The sequence below is a fragment of the Kribbella sp. NBC_00709 genome (assembly GCF_036226565.1).
Classification (GTDB): Bacteria; Actinomycetota; Actinomycetes; order Propionibacteriales; family Kribbellaceae; genus Kribbella.
This window is the reverse complement of the sequence record NZ_CP108996.1, coordinates 224,676-241,606: the sequence shown is the minus strand read 5'-3', so window position 1 is coordinate 241,606 and position 16,931 is coordinate 224,676. Positions and strand designations below refer to the sequence as shown.

General features: G+C 69.0%; 17 protein-coding genes. 10 read left to right on the top strand and 7 right to left on the bottom strand.

What is annotated here, in order from left to right; all coding sequences use genetic code 11:
• Positions 1-54: 54 nt before the first annotated feature.
• Entirely contained in the window at positions 55-1,242 is a 1,188-nt protein-coding gene (locus OHA18_RS01230) for a S1 family peptidase (RefSeq protein ID WP_329001567.1), read from the top strand.
• 118 nt (positions 1,243-1,360) lie between these two features.
• Complete coding sequence (serA, locus tag OHA18_RS01225; protein WP_329001566.1) at positions 1,361-2,959, top strand: phosphoglycerate dehydrogenase; 1,599 nt, start codon at positions 1,361-1,363, stop codon at positions 2,957-2,959.
• A gap of 112 nt (positions 2,960-3,071) precedes the next feature.
• Here serA and OHA18_RS01220 read toward each other — a convergent pair whose 3' ends face one another.
• On the bottom strand, positions 3,072-3,638 hold the full coding sequence (locus OHA18_RS01220) for an O-methyltransferase (protein WP_329001564.1): 567 nt from the start codon (positions 3,636-3,638) through the stop codon (positions 3,072-3,074).
• 146 nt (positions 3,639-3,784) lie between these two features.
• Here OHA18_RS01220 and OHA18_RS01215 point away from each other — a divergent pair, with 146 nt between their 5' ends.
• Genes OHA18_RS01215 through OHA18_RS01205 form a run of 3 tightly spaced genes read left to right on the top strand, consistent with a single transcriptional unit; the run spans position 3,785 to position 6,125 of the window.
• Positions 3,785-3,940 (top strand): hypothetical protein, encoded by a 156-nt coding sequence (locus OHA18_RS01215; protein ID WP_166678429.1) that lies wholly within the window; start codon positions 3,785-3,787, stop codon positions 3,938-3,940.
• Positions 3,937-4,986, top strand: a complete 1,050-nt coding sequence (locus tag OHA18_RS01210) for a 3-isopropylmalate dehydrogenase (protein ID WP_329001563.1) — start codon at positions 3,937-3,939, stop codon at positions 4,984-4,986. The genes OHA18_RS01215 and OHA18_RS01210 overlap by 4 nt, the downstream gene beginning before the upstream one ends.
• Positions 4,987-5,042: 56 nt before the next feature.
• Positions 5,043-6,125 carry a branched-chain amino acid aminotransferase gene (locus OHA18_RS01205; RefSeq protein WP_329001562.1) on the top strand — a complete coding sequence of 361 codons (1,083 nt, stop codon included), beginning with the start codon at positions 5,043-5,045 and terminating at the stop codon, positions 6,123-6,125.
• A gap of 42 nt (positions 6,126-6,167) precedes the next feature.
• On the opposite strand, the gene OHA18_RS01200 is transcribed toward OHA18_RS01205, so the two are convergent.
• Positions 6,168-6,647 (bottom strand): hypothetical protein, encoded by a 480-nt coding sequence (locus OHA18_RS01200; RefSeq protein WP_329001561.1) that lies wholly within the window; start codon positions 6,645-6,647, stop codon positions 6,168-6,170.
• A gap of 104 nt (positions 6,648-6,751) precedes the next feature.
• Between OHA18_RS01200 and OHA18_RS01195 the strand changes: the two genes are divergently transcribed.
• The 3 genes from OHA18_RS01195 to OHA18_RS01185 all read left to right on the top strand — a co-directional run bounded on the left by OHA18_RS01195 (position 6,752) and on the right by OHA18_RS01185 (position 9,213).
• Positions 6,752-7,150: a hypothetical protein gene (locus OHA18_RS01195; protein WP_329001560.1), complete on the top strand. Its 399-nt coding sequence runs from the start codon at positions 6,752-6,754 to the stop codon at positions 7,148-7,150.
• A 231-nt stretch (positions 7,151-7,381) separates the two neighbouring features.
• Positions 7,382-8,980: a citramalate synthase gene (gene cimA, locus OHA18_RS01190; RefSeq protein WP_329001559.1), complete on the top strand. Its 1,599-nt coding sequence runs from the start codon at positions 7,382-7,384 to the stop codon at positions 8,978-8,980.
• On the top strand, positions 8,977-9,213 hold the full coding sequence (locus OHA18_RS01185) for a hypothetical protein (RefSeq protein ID WP_329001558.1): 237 nt from the start codon (positions 8,977-8,979) through the stop codon (positions 9,211-9,213). Before cimA ends, OHA18_RS01185 begins: the two co-directional genes overlap by 4 nt.
• Here OHA18_RS01185 and OHA18_RS01180 read toward each other — a convergent pair.
• Genes OHA18_RS01180 through OHA18_RS01160 form a run of 5 tightly spaced genes read right to left on the bottom strand, consistent with a single transcriptional unit; the run spans position 9,206 to position 14,994 of the window.
• On the bottom strand, positions 9,206-10,675 hold the full coding sequence (locus OHA18_RS01180; protein WP_329001556.1) for a glycoside hydrolase family 3 protein: 1,470 nt from the start codon (positions 10,673-10,675) through the stop codon (positions 9,206-9,208). The two genes, OHA18_RS01185 and OHA18_RS01180, sit on opposite strands and share 8 nt — an antisense overlap.
• A 19-nt stretch (positions 10,676-10,694) precedes the next feature.
• Positions 10,695-11,516: a carbohydrate ABC transporter permease gene (locus tag OHA18_RS01175; RefSeq protein ID WP_329001555.1), complete on the bottom strand. Its 822-nt coding sequence runs from the start codon at positions 11,514-11,516 to the stop codon at positions 10,695-10,697.
• Positions 11,513-12,484: a carbohydrate ABC transporter permease gene (locus OHA18_RS01170; RefSeq protein WP_329001554.1), complete on the bottom strand. Its 972-nt coding sequence runs from the start codon at positions 12,482-12,484 to the stop codon at positions 11,513-11,515. The genes OHA18_RS01175 and OHA18_RS01170 overlap by 4 nt, the downstream gene beginning before the upstream one ends.
• 6 nt (positions 12,485-12,490) lie before the next feature.
• Positions 12,491-13,780, bottom strand: a complete 1,290-nt coding sequence (locus OHA18_RS01165) for an extracellular solute-binding protein (RefSeq protein ID WP_329001552.1) — start codon at positions 13,778-13,780, stop codon at positions 12,491-12,493.
• A complete protein-coding gene (locus OHA18_RS01160; RefSeq protein ID WP_329001550.1) occupies positions 13,777-14,994 on the bottom strand; it encodes an ROK family protein in 1,218 nt (405 codons plus the stop codon). The genes OHA18_RS01165 and OHA18_RS01160 overlap by 4 nt, the downstream gene beginning before the upstream one ends.
• A gap of 155 nt (positions 14,995-15,149) precedes the next feature.
• Between OHA18_RS01160 and OHA18_RS01155 the strand changes: the two genes are divergently transcribed.
• Together OHA18_RS01155 and OHA18_RS01150 are read left to right on the top strand one after the other, a co-directional pair.
• Complete coding sequence (locus OHA18_RS01155; protein WP_329001549.1) at positions 15,150-15,596, top strand: MarR family winged helix-turn-helix transcriptional regulator; 447 nt, start codon at positions 15,150-15,152, stop codon at positions 15,594-15,596.
• Positions 15,593-16,927, top strand: coding sequence for an MFS transporter (locus OHA18_RS01150; RefSeq protein ID WP_329001548.1), 1,335 nt, complete (start codon positions 15,593-15,595; stop codon positions 16,925-16,927). The genes OHA18_RS01155 and OHA18_RS01150 overlap by 4 nt, the downstream gene beginning before the upstream one ends.
• Positions 16,928-16,931: the final 4 nt, after the last annotated feature.

Here is a 16,931-nt window from a genome sequence, read left to right as displayed (position 1 = left end):
ACAATGTGTGACGGTTGTGGTCCGGGCGGGTGATAGCGGGGGAGGTGGGTGGCGGTGGAGGACGGCAGGAACGGGCCGCCGCGGCCGCCTCGGCGGATTCCTGCGGGCGCCGGTTCACTGACCCAGCTGGAGGCTCCCAGCCGGCCTTCCGCGCCGCAGCCGTCTGCGCGGCGGCCGTGGATCTTCGGCCGGATCCTGGCTGGGTTCGTCGTCCTGCTGGTGATCACGGCGGGCGGCGCCGGCGCGGGCTGGTTCGTCCGCGCCCAGAGCCTGTCGATCAACACCGACGAGGTCCTGAAGTCTGTCGGCCCGTCCGTGGTTCGCATCCTCGCGACGACGTGCGGTGCGACCGGCGAGGCGTCGGGCGTGCTGATCGCCGACGGGCGGGTCCTGACCGCCGCGTCGGCAGTCGATCAGCCGAAGTCGATCGTCGTCGTGACGCCGGACGGGCGGATCCGGCGGGCCAACCTGCTCGGCACCAGCGCCGACGGCGTCGCCGTACTGCAGCCGATCGGGCTCGACAGCACGCCGGTGCATCTGCCGACGACGGATCCCGATCCGAAGGCGGAGCGAGCTCTGATCGGCTACACCGCGGCCGGCAAGCAGACCGTCAACCAGGTCGGTTCGGCCGCCGACCCGAGGGCGTTGAGCGAGGTCATGAACGCGACCAAGCTCGGCGGCCCGATCGTCGACAAGTCCGGCGGCGTGATCGGGCTCGTCACCGGCGCCACCGTGCAGTCGAGCGCGATCGTCCCGCTCGCGAAACTCCGCGGGTACCTCGCTGCGTCACCGGCGGGCCTGACTGTCGCAGCCGGTGGGACCTGCCCCCAGTCGCGCGGTCCGCAGGCCGCGGTCGCCCCGGCTCTGCAGGTGGCCGCGACACCGCTGAACGTCGAGGTGCGGACGCTGTTCGGCAACTACGTCACCTTGGAGAACCAGCAGGACTTCCGCGGGCTGCAGTCGCTGTACTCGGCGAGATTCGCCAAGGGCATGACCGAGGCCCGGGACCGGCACAACCACCAGACGTCATACTTCTTCAACCCAAAGATCACCGACGTGGCGCCGGACGGCTCCTACGCGCGGATGTCGTACAACATCCTGTTCGCGCCCACCGCGACCGGGGCGGACGGCCACAACTGCAACCGGCTCGACGTGCGGTTCCAGCTGGTCCGGGCGAACGGCAAGTTGGTGATCGACCGGACCGTGCCGATGGCGCTCCCGGTCAGCTGCGACTCCGACTGACCGGGATCCGGGCCCTCGGACAGGCTCGGGAGCGGACGCGGTACCATCGAGTCAGCGGGCACAGCGCGGTGCTCTGGAAGATCACGAGCCCCCAACCGCTTCTGCAGGAGATTCCTCCATGACTGACGTAAACCGGCCCGTCGTTCTGATCGCCGAAGAGCTCAGCCCGGCCACCGTCGAGGCGCTCGGCCCCGACTTCGAGATCCGGCACGCGAACGGCGCCGACCGCGCGGAGCTGATCCCGGCCATCGCCGACGTCGACGCCATCCTGATCCGCAGCGCCACCAAGGTGGACGCCGAGGCGCTCGCCGCCGCGAAGAAGCTGAAGGTCGTCGCCCGCGCCGGCGTCGGCCTCGACAACGTGGACGTGAAGGCCGCCACCCAGGCCGGCGTGATGGTCGTGAACGCGCCGACCTCCAACATCGTCAGCGCCGCCGAGCTCGCGGTCGCGCTGCTGCTGGCGTCCGCGCGCCGGGTTCCGGCCGCGAACGAGTCGCTCAAGAAGGGCGAGTGGAAGCGCAGCAAGTACTCCGGGGTCGAGCTGTTCGAGAAGACCGTCGGCATCGTCGGCCTCGGCAAGATCGGCGTCCTGGTCGCGCAGCGGCTGGCCGCCTTCGGCATGAACGTGATCGCCTACGACCCGTACGTGCAGGCCGGCCGGGCCGCGCAGATGGGCGTCCGGCTCGCCACCCTGGACGAGCTGCTGGCGACCAGTGACTTCATCTCGGTGCACCTGCCGAAGACCCCGGAGACGATCGGTCTCATCGGCGACGAGCAGCTGCACAAGGTCAAGCCCGAGGTCATCATCGTGAACGCGGCCCGCGGCGGCATCGTCGACGAGCAGGCGCTGTACAGCGCACTCAAGGAGGGCCGCGTGGCCGGCGCCGGCCTGGACGTGTTCGCCAGCGAGCCGTGCACCGACTCGCCGCTGTTCGAGTTCGAGAACGTCGTCGTCACCCCGCACCTCGGCGCCTCCACCGACGAGGCGCAGGAGAAGGCCGGTATCGCGGTCGCCAAGTCGGTCCGGCTCGCGCTGTCCGGCGAGCTGGTCCCGGACGCGGTCAACGTCCAGGGCGGCGTGATCGCCGAGGACGTCCGCCCGGGGATCGGGCTGACCGAGAAGCTGGGCCGGATCTTCACCGCGCTGGCCGGTGGCGTCGCGCAGCAGCTCGACGTCGAGGTGCGCGGCGAGATCACGCAGTACGACGTGAAGGTGCTCGAGCTGGCCGCGCTGAAGGGTGTCTTCGCGGATGTCGTCGAGGACAACGTCTCCTACGTGAACGCGCCGCTGCTGGCGGCCGAGCGGGGCCTCGAGGTCCGGCTCGTCACCGACCACGACAGCCCCGAGCACCGCAACCTGATCACGCTGCGCGGCACTCTCGCCGACGGCGGCCAGGTGTCGGTGTCCGGCACGCTCGTCGGCGTCCGGCAGTCGGAGCGGCTGGTCGAGATCGACGGGTACGACGTCGAGGTCGAGCTGGCCGCGCACCTGGCGTTCCTCACCTACGAGGACCGGCCGGGCGCGGTCGGCCAGATCGGCCGCATCCTCGGCGACGCCGACGTGAACATCGCCGGCATGCAGGTCAGCCGTGACCGCAAGGGCGGCAAGGCCCTGGTCGCGCTGTCGGTCGACTCGAAGGTGGCCCCGACGGTGCTCGACGACATCGCCGCCGCGGTCCAGGCCGACACCGCCCGCACCGTGGACCTCGAGGCCTGAGTCACACGAACGACTGATTTACACTGGAGGCGGTCAGCCGCCCGCAGGCGCATGGCGGCTGACAAGGGCCCGGGCTCAATAGCCCGGGCCCGCTTTCACGTCCGAGGCCGGGCTAGTGCCGGGTGGCGAGCAGTACGGCGGCGTCGGGGGCGACCATCACCTCGACGGTGGTGAAGCGTTTGTCCATCAGCCACTCCTGCCGGAGCGTGTCGACGCGGCCCTCGTACATCGGCGGCCAGACCGCCGATGGCGTGAAGTCGTCGAGGACGACGAAGCCGCCGGGCTCGACCACGTCCGCGATGACGTCGCGGGCGGACAGCTTCGCCTCGCGGGCGTCCACGAACAGCAGCGCGAACGGTCCGCGCTCGATCAGCGCGGTCCAGTCGGCCGAGACGACCTCGATCCGCTCGTCGTCGGCGAACAGTTCGGCGACGACCTGCGCCAGCTGCGGATCGCTCTCCGCGGTGACGATGTTCGTCCCGTCTCCAGCGCCGCTGCGCAGCCAGGCCGAGCCGACACCGCAGCCGGTCCCGAGCTCACCGAGCAGGCCGGTCTTCGAGGCGGCGAGCGAGGCGAGCAGCCGGCCGGTCTCGTTCCTGGTGGAGCTGACGAATCCGCGCCGGCCGGACAGGCTGAGGGCCGCCGACACCAGCGGCGGCAGTTCTGGAGGAGCACTCACCGGCTGAGAGTTGCACAGGTCTGGTCCAGGACCAGCACTGGGATCTCACATTCCGGGACGGGGTGCCCGCATTGTGGCGAACTAGTCGGACGTGCGAGTAAATTCGTGCGCATCCTGCCGCCCACGACATATTGGGAAGGAGCAGCATGTACGACATGTATCCAGCCAACTGGCCCGCGATCGACGCCCGGGAGCGGAAGGCGACCCGGCGTCGCCGTACCGCCCGCCCGGCCAGTGACGAGGTCAAGGCTGTCCAAGAGGCCATGAACCGCCGTGACAATGGGGGAGAACCCAAGAAGTGAGCGAGACGAAGAACTTCACGCTGGCCGTCGTTCCCGGTGACGGGATCGGACCGGAGGTCACCACCGAGGCCCTGAAGGTCCTCGACGCGGTAGCCGCGCAGCACGGCGTGACGTTCGAGCGGACCGAGTACGACCTCGGCGCGAAGCGCTGGCACGCCACCGGCGAGACGCTGCCGGACGCCGAGCTGGAGGAGATCCGCAAGCACGACGCGATCCTGCTCGGCGCGGTCGGCGACCCGAGCGTCCCGTCCGGGGTGCTCGAGCGCGGTCTGCTGCTCAAGCTCCGCTTCACCCTCGACCACTACGTGAACCTGCGGCCCTCGAAGATCTACCCGTCCGTCGGCTCCCCGCTGGCGAGCCCGGGCGAGGTCGACTTCGTCGTCGTCCGCGAGGGCACCGAGGGTCCGTACGTCGGCAACGGCGGCGCGCTCCGGGTCGGCACGCCGGCCGAGATCGCGACCGAGGTGTCGGTCAACACGGCGTACGGCGTCGAGCGGGTCGTCCGCGACGCGTTCGCCCGGGCGCAGGCGCGGCCGCGCAAGAAGCTCACGCTGGTGCACAAGAACAACGTGCTCGTGCACGCCGGTCACCTGTGGAAGCGGACCGTCGACAAGGTCGCCGAGGAGTTCCCGGAGATCGCCGTCGACTACCTGCACGTGGACGCGGCGACGATCTTCCTGGTCACCGACCCGGCCCGGTTCGACGTGATCGTCACCGACAACCTGTTCGGCGACATCCTCACCGACCTGGCGGCCGCGATCAGCGGCGGGATCGGGCTGGCCGCGAGCGGCAACATCAACCCGGACCGGACCGCGCCGAGCATGTTCGAGCCGGTGCACGGCTCCGCGCCGGACATCGCCGGCCAGCAGAAGGCCGACCCGACCGCGGCCATCCTGTCCGCGTCGCTGCTCTGTGAGCACCTCGGCCTGACCGAGGCCGCCCGCGCGATCGAGGCGGCCGTGGAGGCCGACATCGAGGAGCGCACCGGCGCCGCCCGCAGCACCGCGGAGATCGGTGACGCGATCGCCAAGCGCGCGGCGGGCTGACCCGTGCCCGCGCACGACGCTCGCATGACCAGTTGGTCGAGAGGTACGGTGCGGCTATGAGCGAGTTCACCGTTGAGCCAACCACCAAACCGGCCAGCGACGACCAGCGCGCCCAGATCCTGGCGAACCCGGGATTCGGGCAGTACTTCTCCGACCACATGGCGATCGCCACCTGGACGGCCGAGAAGGGCTGGCACGACGCGCGGATCACTGCCTTCGGACCGCTGGAGCTGTCTCCCGCGACCGCGGTGTTCCACTACGCCCAGACCATCTTCGAAGGGATGAAGGCCTACCGGCATCCCGACGACTCGATCCATCTGTTCCGCCCGGAGGCCAACGCGTCCCGGTTCCAGCGGTCCGCGCAGCGCCTCGCGCTGCCCGAGTTGCCGACCGACGTCTTCCTGGACTCGCTGTACAAGCTGGTGGAGCTCGACAAGGCCTGGGTGCCCGGCGGCGGTGAGACCTCGCTGTACCTGCGGCCGTTCATGTTCGGCTCCGACCCGTTCCTCGGCGTCCGCCCGTCCAGCTACGTGACGTACTGCCTGATCGCGTCGCCGGCCGGCTCGTACTTCGCGAAGGGCGTCAAGCCGGTCCGGATCTGGCTGAGCGAGGAGTACACCCGCGCGGCCCCCGGCGGCACCGGCGCAGCGAAGACCGGCGGCAACTACGCCTCCTCGCTGCTCGCCCAGGCCGAGGCGATCGAGCAGGGCTGCGACCAGGTCGCCTTCCTCGACGCGGTCGAGAAGAAGTGGGTCGAGGAGCTCGGCGGGATGAACCTGTACTTCGTCCTGGACGACAACACCGTCGTCACGCCGGAGCTGTCCGGCACCATCCTCGAGGGCGTCACCCGGGACTCGATCCTGAAGCTGGTCACCGACCTCGGCTACACGGTCACCGAGCGGAAGATCTCGGTCGACGAGTGGCGTGCGGGTGCGGCCTCCGGCAAGGTCAAGGAGGTGTTCGCCTGCGGCACCGCCGCGGTCGTCACCCCGGTCGCCTCGCTGAAGTGGCAGGACGGCGAGGCCCAGATCGGCGACGGCAACGGCGGCCCGGTCACGGCGGCCGTCCGCAGCGCCCTCCTCGACGTCCAGTACGGCCGCGCGGCGGACCCGCACGGCTGGATGACCCGCATCTCCTGAGTCAGTGCAACGACGGCCCGGCGGATCCTCGCCGGGCCGTTGTCATCCTCGCCGGTTGATGTCGTACCAGCCGATGTGGTTGATGACGGCCAGGACTAGCCACAGCCCGATCGCGAGGAACGGCGCGCCGGTCCAGCCGAGGTCGGCGCCGTCCTCCCCGCCGGGCTTCAGCAGCACGATCACCACGGTGTCCACCAGCCCGGCGTACGCACAGGCGAAGGCGGCGACGGTCGTCGGCGTGGCCAGTGCGACCAGGGTCAGCACGAGGTACACGATGAACAGCCAGTTGGCGGCGCTACCGAGAATCCGGGCGTCGTGGGCCATGCCGAATCCGCTGTACAGGCGCAGGTCGCCGCGGCTGTACTCCCGGATCAGCCAGGTCGGCGTCAGCGTGATCAGCACCCCGAGCGCGGTCGCGTACCCCAGCAGCTGGAACCGCAACTGCCGGATGGCGTCCACCTCATGGCGGGATGGCAACGGGGCCTTCAGCACGTTCAGGTCAGCGTCGTCGGGCTGGCTCACCGGTCGATCCTGTTCTGCAGTAGGTGTTTCACAGGATCTTTTCAGGTTCGAGGGTCGGACCGGTGGTCGCTGCCGGCAGCCCGGCTTGGGTAGGGTCGGGCGGCATGAGCAGCTTCCCGGACGACGTCGAGGGCTACTACGCCGAGCTGGCCGAGCGCCGGGGCTGGTCCGCCGAGACGTCCGCCGCGATCCGGTCGACCGTCGAGCTGATCCGTGACCTCGACCGTGGCACCGCGCCGCGGACGTACGGCGCCGTCGCCGACGACCGCGGCACCGACTGGCTGTACGAGGCGGTCTGGCACGAGCGTGAATGGGTCGTCATCCGGCAGCTCGGATCCGGCGAGGACGGCGAGGTCACCCGGTACTGGTGGCAGCGGCTCGAGGACGACGAGGGGATGCTCACCGACCAGGCCCTGGACCGCGAGGAGTGGGGCCTGCGGCCGCTGTCCCGCGAGGACTTCTACACCGCCTGGGACGACCCCGGATGGTCACTCAGCGCCTGACCTGAACTCCAGTACGGGCCGGAGTACTGAATGTTCGTGATGCGAGACAGTCCCGCCATCGTTCGGACATTGTGTGGCAGACTGCAAAACGTCATGAAGAACTACCAGGGCATTATTCCCTAGGCGCGCTCAGCAAGCTGTACCTGAGCGCGCAGACCTCTCGCACCTTGCGGGAGGTTTTTTGTTTGTCCCAAGAATGCACCACAGCCCCCTCTGGAAGGCCGGCCCCCTATGAGCATCTCGGACGATTTCCACGTCTACGACACGACTCTTCGCGATGGCGCGCAGCAGGAGGGGCTGGCGCTGTCCGTGGCCGACAAGATCGTCATCGCGCAGTACCTGGACGACCTGGGGGTCGGGTTCATCGAGGGCGGCTGGCCGGGCGCGGTGCCCAAGGACACCGAGTTCTTCGAGCGGGCCAGAACCGAGCTGCACCTGAAGAACGCGACGTTCGCGGCGTTCGGCGCGACCCGCAAGCCGCAGACCGCGGCCGCCGACGACCCGCAGGTCGCCGCGCTGCGCGACTCCGGCGCCGGCGTCGTCACACTCGTTGCCAAGAGCCACGATGCGCACGTCGAGCGGGCCTTGCGGACGACGCTCGACGAGAACCTCCGGATGGTCGCCGACACCGTGGCGCATCTGCGGGAGAACGGTCAGCGGGTCTTCCTCGACACCGAGCACTTCTTCGACGGGTACCGCGCCAACCGCGCCTACGCGCTGGAGGTCGTGCGGGTAGCCGTCGAGGCCGGGGCCGACGTGGTCGCGCTCTGCGACACCAATGGCGGGACGCTGCCGCGGGAGTTGCAGGACGTGGTCCGGGACGTCCTCGATTCCACCGGTGCCCGGCTCGGCATCCACTGTCACAACGACGCCGGCTGCGCGGTGGCGAACTCGATCGCCGCCGTCGAGGCCGGCGTCACGCACGTCCAGGGCACGATCAACGGGTACGGCGAACGCACCGGCAACGCCGACCTGCTGGCGATCGTGGCCAACCTCGAGCTGAAGCGGGAACATCAGCTGCTCCCGCCGGGCAACCTGTCGGAGTCGTTCCGGATCGCGCACGCGATCGCTGAAGTGACGAACGTGCCGCCGTCGACCCGGCAGCCGTACGTCGGCCTGTCAGCGTTCGCCCACAAGGCGGGCTTGCATGCCAGCGCGATCAAGGTGGACCCGGATCTCTACCAGCACACGGATCCGGCGCTGGTCGGCAACGACATGCGGATGCTGGTCTCGGAGATGGCCGGCCGGGCGAGTGTCGAGCTGAAGGGCCGCGAGCTCGGGTTCGACCTCGGCGGTAACAAGGCTGACCGCGACGTGGTCACCCGGGTGACCGAGCGGGTGAAGGAGATGGAGGCCCGCGGATACACGTTCGAGGCCGCCGACGCGTCGTTCTCGCTGCTGCTGACCGAGGAAGTGACCGGGCAGCGGGCGTCGTTCTTCGACGTCGAGTCGTGGCGGGTGATCACCGAGTCGCGCGCCGACGGCGAGGCGGTGTCGGAGTCGACGGTGAAGCTGGTCGCGGGCGGCGAGCGGGAGATCGTCACGGGGGAGGGCAACGGCCCGGTCAACGCGCTCGACCACGCGCTGCGGACGGCGATCGAGCGCGCGTACCCGGTGGTGAACAAGTTCGAGCTGGTCGACTACAAGGTCCGCATCCTCGACCAGGGCCACGGCACCGATGCCGTGATCAGAGTTCTGATCGAGACGGCGGACGGCGAGGGTTCGTGGGTCACGGTCGGGGTCGGCCACAACATCGTCGAGGCGTCGTGGGAGGCGCTGGTCGACGGCTTCACCTTCGGTCTGCTGCGCCACAAGGAGGTCGTGCGATGAGTCTGCTCGCCGTCGAGCGAACGATGACGGTGTTCACCGCCGAGGTGGTCGAGACGGGCGGTCTGCTGGCGCGGATCGCCGTCCTGCTGAACCCGTACGACGTCCGCGAGCTCGCCCTGTCGCTGGACCGGGGCGAGCTGCGGATCGTCGTCGAAGGCAACGGTTTCGACGCCGGGCGGGTCGCCGCCCGGCTCGAGAAGGTGATCGGTGTGCTCGAGGTGTCGGTCAGCTGACCAGGAGGCGGCGGGCGGCTGCTTCGGAGCAGACCCGGGCGCTGCCGAAGGTCTGGATCCACCCCGCGAAGCCCGAGTAGTCGACGCCGGGGACGCCCATGTCGACGACGACCATGTCCGGGTGCTGGCTGTGCAGCTCGCCGATCAGCTTCTCCTGCCAGTCGAAGCGATGCGCCCCGCGCACCATCAGCACCACCTGACTGTCGGCGCCGTACTCCGACCGGAACTCACCGACTCCGGCCCGGGCCATTCCGGGCCCGTTGTAGGTCTGCCCGGACAATCCGATGCTCTCGACAACCTTCCCGGCATCGCGCAGCAGCTCCTCCACACCCCAGCCCGAAGACCCGGCAGCGGGGGAGTGGGTGGGCTCCAGGCGAATGATCAGTACGGCGTCACTCCGTACCCGCGGGTCCCCGTGCGTCACGACGACCTGCTCGGCGAGTCGCTCGCCCAGCCCGTTGTCCCGCTCCGCCACGTCCGCCTTCGATCGCGTCCCGAGCCGAGCCAGTCGCTCGTTCGCACTCTCCAACCGCTCCAACGGCAGCCGCCCGTTCTCGACGGCCTCGACCAGAGCAGCAGCCGCCACATCCACGTCGTCGAGGAACGCCCACGAGCCGAGGCAGAGCGCGTCGGCCCCCGCCTCGATCGCCCGTACGGCGGCCTCGGGCAGCGGCGCCACGTCCGCGATCCCGTACATCTCGAGCGCATCGGTGATCACCACCCCGTCGTACCCGAGCTCTCCGCGCAGGATGTCGGTCAGCAGCACCTTGCTGATCGTCGACGGTACGTCGTCCACCTGCGGCACCAGGTCGTGCGACACCATGATGCTGTCGACGCCGGCCCCGATCGCTGCGCGGAACGGATCGAGGTAGCTCGCCAGCAACTCCTCCCGCGACACGTCGACGAGAGGCGTGGCGAGGTGAGCGTCGGTGCCGCTGAGACCGTGGCCCGGGTAGTGCTTCGCGCAGGCGCTCACCCCAGCTGCCTGCATGCCCTCCACCCAGGCGGCGGTGTGCCGGCTGACCAGCTCGCGGTCCGCGCCGAAGCAACGGATCCCGTTCGGACTCAGCGGGTTGATCGCGGTGTCGACCGCCGGTGCCAGGTCCCAGTCGACACCGGCCTCCACCAACGACAACCCGATCTGGTACGCCGCCTGCCGGGTCAGCTCGACATCGTTCAGCTCGCCGAGTGCGCGGTTGCCCGGCATCGAGAAGCCGCCGAGGTTCGCCAGCCGGCTGACGTCGCCGCCTTCTTCGTCGATCGAGAGCAGGACGTGGTCGCGTAGACCGTGCAACTGCGCGGCCAGCTGCCGGAACTGCGATCCGTCGACGATGTCCTTGCCGAAGATCACGAACCCGCCGAGGCCGGCCTCGATCCGGGCCGGCACCCAGTTCGGCACCGTGGGCCGGCCGAGCGCCGGGAACAGCACACCGTGGGCGAGCCGTTGGAGCTCTGAAGTCACAACATCCTCCTGATGGGGTTCAGCCTTTGACCGCGCCGGCCGTCATCCCGCCGACCAGCCGGCGCTGGATCAGCAGGAAGACGATCAGCACCGGGAGCGAGAAGATCGCCGACGCCGCGATGGTGGCGCCGTTGTCGATGCCGTCGGAGGTCTGGAACGACACCAGCCAGACCGGCAGCGTGTAGTTGTTCTGCGACTTCAGGAACACGTAGGCGAACAGGTAGTCGTCCCACGCGCTGATGAAGGCGAAGATCGAGGTGGCCACGATGCCCGGCGCGAGCAGCGGGAGCTGGATGTGCCAGAACGCGCCGAACCGGCCGCAGCCGTCGACCATCGCGGCCTCCTCCAGCTCCAGCGGGATCCCGGCCACGAAGCCGCGCAGGGTCCAGATCGTGAACGGCAGGACGAACGTCATGTAGGTGATGATCAGTCCGGGCACGAAGTCGATGGCGCCGACCGACCGCAGCATCAGGTAGAGCGGGATCACCATCGCTGAGCCGGGCACCATCTGGACCAGCACCAGGCCGACGAGGAACGCCCGCCGGCCGAGGAACCGGAACCGGGCCAGCGCGATCGAGGCGCCCAGGGCAACGACCAGCGCGATCAGCACCGTCGACACCGAGACCAGCAACGAGTTACGCACGTAATGCAGGAACGGCCCGTGCGTGAGCGCCGTACGGAAGTTGTCCAGGCTCAGCGGCCAGGGGATGAACTCGGGCGTCGCCGACAGGATCTTGCCGGGGTGCTTGAGCGCGGTCGCGAACATCCAGTAGACCGGGAAGATCACCACCAGCGAGACCAGGACGGCGATCGTGTTGGGTACGGAGCGCTTCCTTCTCATCCGATCGCCTCGTCCTGCGCGAACAAGCGGCGTACGTAGAGCACGGAGAGTACGGCGAGCAGCAGCACCGTGATGATCGCGATCGCCGCGCCGCCGCTGTAGTCGTTGCGCGTGAACGCCTCGAGATACGAGTAGACCCCGAGCGTCGTCGTACCGCCGTCGGGACCGCCCTGGGTCAGCACCCAGATCGGCGTGAACGAGTTGACCGACCAGATCACCTCCAGCAGCACGAGTACGGCGAGCACTGGGGCGAGGATCGGCATCGTGACCTGCCGGGCCACGGACCACCGCCCGGCGCCGTCGAGCGCGGCCGCCTCGTACAGATCACCGGGGATCTGGCCCATCGCGGCGTACAGCGTGAGTGCCACGAACGGCAGGCCCTTCCAGACGATCAGCGCGATGATCAGGAGCAGCGCCTGACGCGGCGACGAGAACCAGTCGTGCGCGGAGAAGTCGCCGAAGACCTTCAGCTGCGTGATGACCCAGTTCAGGACGCCGTACTGCGGCTCGAACAGCCAGCGCCAGATCATCGTCGCCGACACCATCGGCATCGCCCAGACCAGGACCAGGCAGACCGAAAGCATCACCCGCGCCCAGGCCGATACCTGCATCAGCAACGACGCCAGCAGGAAGCCGATCACCATCAGGCCGCTGACACAGGCGACGCTGACGACCAGAGTGCGCAGCAGCGTGAACCAGAAGTCGGTGTCGCCGAGCACCCGGGCGAAGTTGTCGAAGCCGACGAACGGCGCCTCCCCGGTGAACAGCGACCGCGGCCCGAAGTCCTGCACCGACAGCCAGATGAGCCGGACCAGCGGATAGCCGAGCACTGCCGCGAACGCGATCAGCGCCGGTCCGATCAGGCCGTACGGCGTGAGCCGCGCGAGCCGACTGCCGCGCCCAGCCTGAGAGGTGGGCGGCGGCGTTACCGGTGTGGTGGTCTCCGGGGTCTGGGTCAGCGACGTCATCGGCCGTCAGCGCTGTCCGGACTGGGCGTTGAACGCTTCGGTCGCGTGTTTGTCGTAGTCCTCGGCGGACTTGGCGATGTCGGCGCCCTTGGCGATCTTCGAGAAGAACTGCTCGTTGTAGCTCTCGGTCTCCAGGGTCGCCTCGCCCGGCGTCGAGGGCAGCGCCTGGCTGACCGTGGCGGCCTGGGCGCCGAGCTTGAGCACCTCAGGAACGTTCCCGCTCGGGAGGAAGGCGGCGACCACCGGGAGTTGGTGGATCGTCCGGGTCATCGTCTGCTGGAACGCCTTGCCGGTGATGATCTTCAGCCAGTCGACGGCCAGGTCCTTGTTCGGGCTGTTCTGGGCGATGCCGATGGTGGAGCCGGCCACGATCACCGGCAGCGGCTTGCCCGCCTCGTAGCCCGGCATGATGAAGTAGCCGGCGTCCGCGGCGGCCTTGGCGTTCTTCTCACCGACCGCGCCGGGCTCCCACGCCTTGACGTAGATCATCGCGGCCTTCTGGTCGGCGAAGATCTGGTCCTGGTCGGGGCTGTCGGTGTTGGCGCCGATCGAGGACGGCGTCGAGCAGGCGTTCTGGAACTTCTTCCACTCCGCCAGGCCGGCCTGGTTCTCCGCGCTGTTCATCTGCGCGGTCCACTTGTTGTCGCTCTGGGTGGCGATCGTGCCGCCCTTGCCGAACAGGAACGGCATCCCGGCGAACCAGTACTGGCCGGGCATGTAGAAGGCCGAGAAGTTCGGCGTCGCCGTGTGTGCCTTGGCGAGCTTGCCGCAGTCGGCGATCAGGTCGTCGACGGTGGACGGCGGCTTCGCGATGCCCGCGGCGGCGAACATCTTCTTGCTGTACATGACGACCTTCGTCCCGCCGTACAAGGGAGTCGCGTAGAGCTTGTCCTGGTACGTCGACGGTCCGGCCAGGCCGGCGAGCCACTGGTCGGACGACTCGAACTCGCCCTTCTTGCCGGTCAACTCGGCCAGCGCCCCGGAGGCGGTCAGCATCGGCGTCTGGGTGTTGCCCATCTCGACGATGTCGGGCGGGTTGTCGGAGGCGAGCGCGGTGGTCAGTTTGGTGACGATGTTGTCCCACTGCTGTACTTCGACGGTCACCTTCACGTCGGGATGCTTCTCGTTGAACTGCTTGGTGACGTCGCCGATGATCTTGTTGTCACCCGGACCGCCGGTCATCATCCAGACCGTCAGCTTGTTCGTCGGCGCGGCCTTGCCCGGACCGGAGCCTCCACAGGCGGCCAGGCTGAGCGATATCGATGCGAGGAGAGCCAAGGTCTTCCAGGGCTTCATGTCGGTTCCTCTTCGTGAGATGGGTCGACAGCGCAGCCGTCCAGCTGGGCCACGACACCGGGGGCGGACGTAGTGATCGAGGCGACCTGGTGGCGGGCCACCCCGATCGCGGTGTAGTAACCACTCAGGGCGGCGGCCATCGCACCCAGCAGGCCGCCCGAATCCCCGAGCACAGATCGGCGCAGATCGCTGTGCACGCCGACCGTCTCGTACGTCTCGGCGCTCACCGTCTCCAGCGCGGAGTCGCTGAACGCTCCGGAGAAGCCGCCGGTGAAGACCACCGTGCTCGGCTCGTAGGCCAGGGCAACGATCGACACCAGATGCAGCAACGCCTCGTGGATCTCGTCGACCAGGCCACCGAAGCGGTCCGGCTCGGCGAAGACCTCGTCGGCCGAGCCGAGTTGATGGCCGGCCGCCTGCACCAGGGCGAGCAACCCCGCGCCGGACAACAGGTCCCGCAGCCGTTCCTTGCGGCCCGGCAACCGCAGCCGGCCGAACTCGCCGAGCAGACCTTCGGGTCCCGCGAGCACCTGCCGGTTGAAGGCGACCGCCGAGCCCAGACCAGTGCCCAGGCTGAGCAGGACGACGGTCTCGTCCCTGGGCAATTCGCCGTAGTGCAGCTCACCCAGCAGGGCCAGGTTGGAGTCGTTGTCGATGATCGTCGGTACGCCGAGCTCGGCGCTGACGGTCTCGACGAAGGTGGTGCCGAGGATCTGCGGCAGGTTGAACGCGCCGACGACCCGGTCCCTGGAGGACGCGACCACACCAGGCAGCCCGATCGCCACGGACGTCAGCGGTACGCCGTCGCCGTACCGCTCGACCAGGCCGCGGACCCGGGCCGCGATCCAGGACGCCAGCTCGGCCGCCCCCAGATCGCGAGGGGTCTCGTCCCGGCAGCGGATGATCGCCGTACCGATGCCGTCGGCAATGACCATCCGGCAGTAGGTGCCGCCGAGGTCGACCCCGCACACCAGCCCGGAGTGCGGGTTGAAACCGAGCGCGGCGCCCGGCCGGCCCCGGCCCTCGCGGACGATCTTGTGCTGCTCCAGGGCCAGCCCGTCGGTGAGCAGGTCGTCCACGATCCTGGCCACGGTGGCCCAGCTGAGTCCGGTCTGTGCCACCAGTTGCCGACGGTCGATCCCGGCGCCGGACAGCAGCGCGGCGATGACCGCGCCGCGGTTCGCCGTCCGGGTGCCTCGTTCCAGCTTCGCCATTTATTCTCACGGTGAATAGAATTGGTTGAGACTGAGACGCTAGTCCGGTCCGGCGGCCGGTGTCCAGGGATTGCGAAAACTTCCTGCGGCGTCGTTGGTGTGGCCAATGACAGCCCGAACTGATCAGTCTGGACTGATGAGTTAGAGTGGTCGGCATGGAGATCTCAGCGTCCGCGATGCGTGCGGCGAGCGAGGTGCGGGTGGTCTTCGGCCGGGTCAAACGACGGCTGAAGGCGCTCGCCGACACCGACGATCTGACCCCGTCGCAGTCCTCGGTGCTGAGCCGGCTGGACAAGGACGGGCCGGCGTCGGCCAGCGAGCTGGCCGCGGCCGAGCGGATCCGGCCGCAGTCGATCGCCGCGATCCTGGCCGCGCTGCGGCAGGCCGACCTGATCCAGCGGCACCCCGATCCTGAGGACGGCCGCCGTCAGGTCGTGTCGCTGACCACGTCCGGCCGCCACCGCCTGCAGGGTGATCGCAAGGTCCGGCAGGAGTGGCTCGCACAGACGCTGCAGGAGCACTGCACGGAGGCTGAGCGGCAGACCATCATCAAGGCACTCGCCGTGCTCGATCGGGCCATCGAGGCGGCGACTGCTCGGTGACGGGGGATCCCTCCACGTTCGACCGGCGCCTGATCGCGCCGATGATCGTCGGATCGGTGCTGAACCCGATCAACTCGTCGATGCTCGCGGTGGCGCTGATCCCGATCGGCGCGGCGTTCGGCGTATCGCCCTCGCAGACCGCGTGGCTCGTCACCGGGTTGTACATCGCGACCGCGGTCGGTCAGCCGGTGATGGGCCGGCTGGTCGACCTGTTCGGTCCGCGTCCGCTGTACCTGATCGCAACCTCGCTCGTCGGGGTTGCCGGCCTCCTCGGTGCGCTGGCTCCGAACCTCGGCGTACTCGTCGCGTCGCGCGTCCTCCTCGGTCTCGGTACGTCGGCGGCGTACCCGGCCGCGATGTCGTTGATCCGCAGCGAGGCTGACCGGACCGGGATGGCGACACCCGCGGGCATCCTGAGCAGCCTGTCGGTGCCGAACCAGGTGATCGCGGTGATCGGCCCGACGCTGGGCGGTCTGCTGATCGGACTCGGCGGATGGCACTTGATCTTCACGATGAACGTCCCGCTGTCGGTGATCTGCGTGGTGCTCGGTTCGCTCTGGCTGCCGCGCCGGGCGCGTTCGCGCGGCGCCGGCGGACTGGACTACGTGGGAGTGGCGTTGTTCACGACGACGTTGGTCGCGCTGATGCTGTTCCTGATGCAGCCACGGCTGTCGCGGTGGTACGTGCTGGTGATCGCGCTGGTCCTGGGTGTGTCGTTCGTGATCACCCAGTTGCGGGTGATGGCGCCGTTCATCGATCTGCGGGTGCTGGGCGGCAATCGGCCGCTGATCCTCACCTACACGCGCCAGGTGCTCGCGTTCGTCGGCGCGTACTCGTTCCTCTACGGCTTCACCCAGTGGCTGGAGGAGGCTCGCGGGCTGAGTGCATCATCGGCCGGTCTGCTCCTGCTGCCGCTGTCTCTGGCGGCGGTCCTGGTCACGCTGCTCACCGGCCGGCGCGCACAGATCCGCGGCAAACTCGTTGCCGGAAGCATCTGTCTGGTCGTGGCCGCGGCGGCTCAGCTGCTGGTCGGCCCGAGTACGCCGATCTGGATCCTGGCCGTGGTCGGTGTTGTCGCCGGTGTCCCGCAGGGCCTGAACAACCTTGCGAACCAGACTGCCCTTTACCAGCAGGCCGATCCGGCCCGGATCGGCTCATCCGCCGGCCTGCTGCGGACGTGTGTGTACGTCGGTGCGCTCATCTCCGCGGCGGCCAACGCCCACTTCTTCCAGCACGGTGCGACGACGGCCGGACTGCACGAGATGGCGATCTTCCTGCTCGTCATCGCCGGCCTGCTCGTGCTGGTCACCTTCCGGCGACTCCCCGAATAGAGAG

Bases quoted from the DNA above. Each gene is read 5' to 3' on its own strand.
- serA (WP_329001566.1), top strand. From the start codon at position 1,361: ATGACTGACGTAAACCGGCCCGTCGTTCTGATCGCCGAAGAGCTCAGC.
- OHA18_RS01215 (WP_166678429.1), top strand. From the start codon at position 3,785: ATGTACGACATGTATCCAGCCAACTGGCCCGCGATCGACGCCCGGGAG.
- OHA18_RS01205 (WP_329001562.1), top strand. From the start codon at position 5,043: ATGAGCGAGTTCACCGTTGAGCCAACCACCAAACCGGCCAGCGACGAC.
- OHA18_RS01195 (WP_329001560.1), top strand. From the start codon at position 6,752: ATGAGCAGCTTCCCGGACGACGTCGAGGGCTACTACGCCGAGCTGGCC.
- cimA (WP_329001559.1), top strand. From the start codon at position 7,382: ATGAGCATCTCGGACGATTTCCACGTCTACGACACGACTCTTCGCGAT.
- OHA18_RS01185 (WP_329001558.1), top strand. From the start codon at position 8,977: ATGAGTCTGCTCGCCGTCGAGCGAACGATGACGGTGTTCACCGCCGAG.
- OHA18_RS01175 (WP_329001555.1), bottom strand. From the start codon at position 11,516: ATGAGAAGGAAGCGCTCCGTACCCAACACGATCGCCGTCCTGGTCTCG.
- OHA18_RS01170 (WP_329001554.1), bottom strand. From the start codon at position 12,484: ATGACGTCGCTGACCCAGACCCCGGAGACCACCACACCGGTAACGCCG.
- OHA18_RS01165 (WP_329001552.1), bottom strand. From the start codon at position 13,780: ATGAAGCCCTGGAAGACCTTGGCTCTCCTCGCATCGATATCGCTCAGC.
- OHA18_RS01160 (WP_329001550.1), bottom strand. From the start codon at position 14,994: ATGGCGAAGCTGGAACGAGGCACCCGGACGGCGAACCGCGGCGCGGTC.
- OHA18_RS01155 (WP_329001549.1), top strand. From the start codon at position 15,150: ATGGAGATCTCAGCGTCCGCGATGCGTGCGGCGAGCGAGGTGCGGGTG.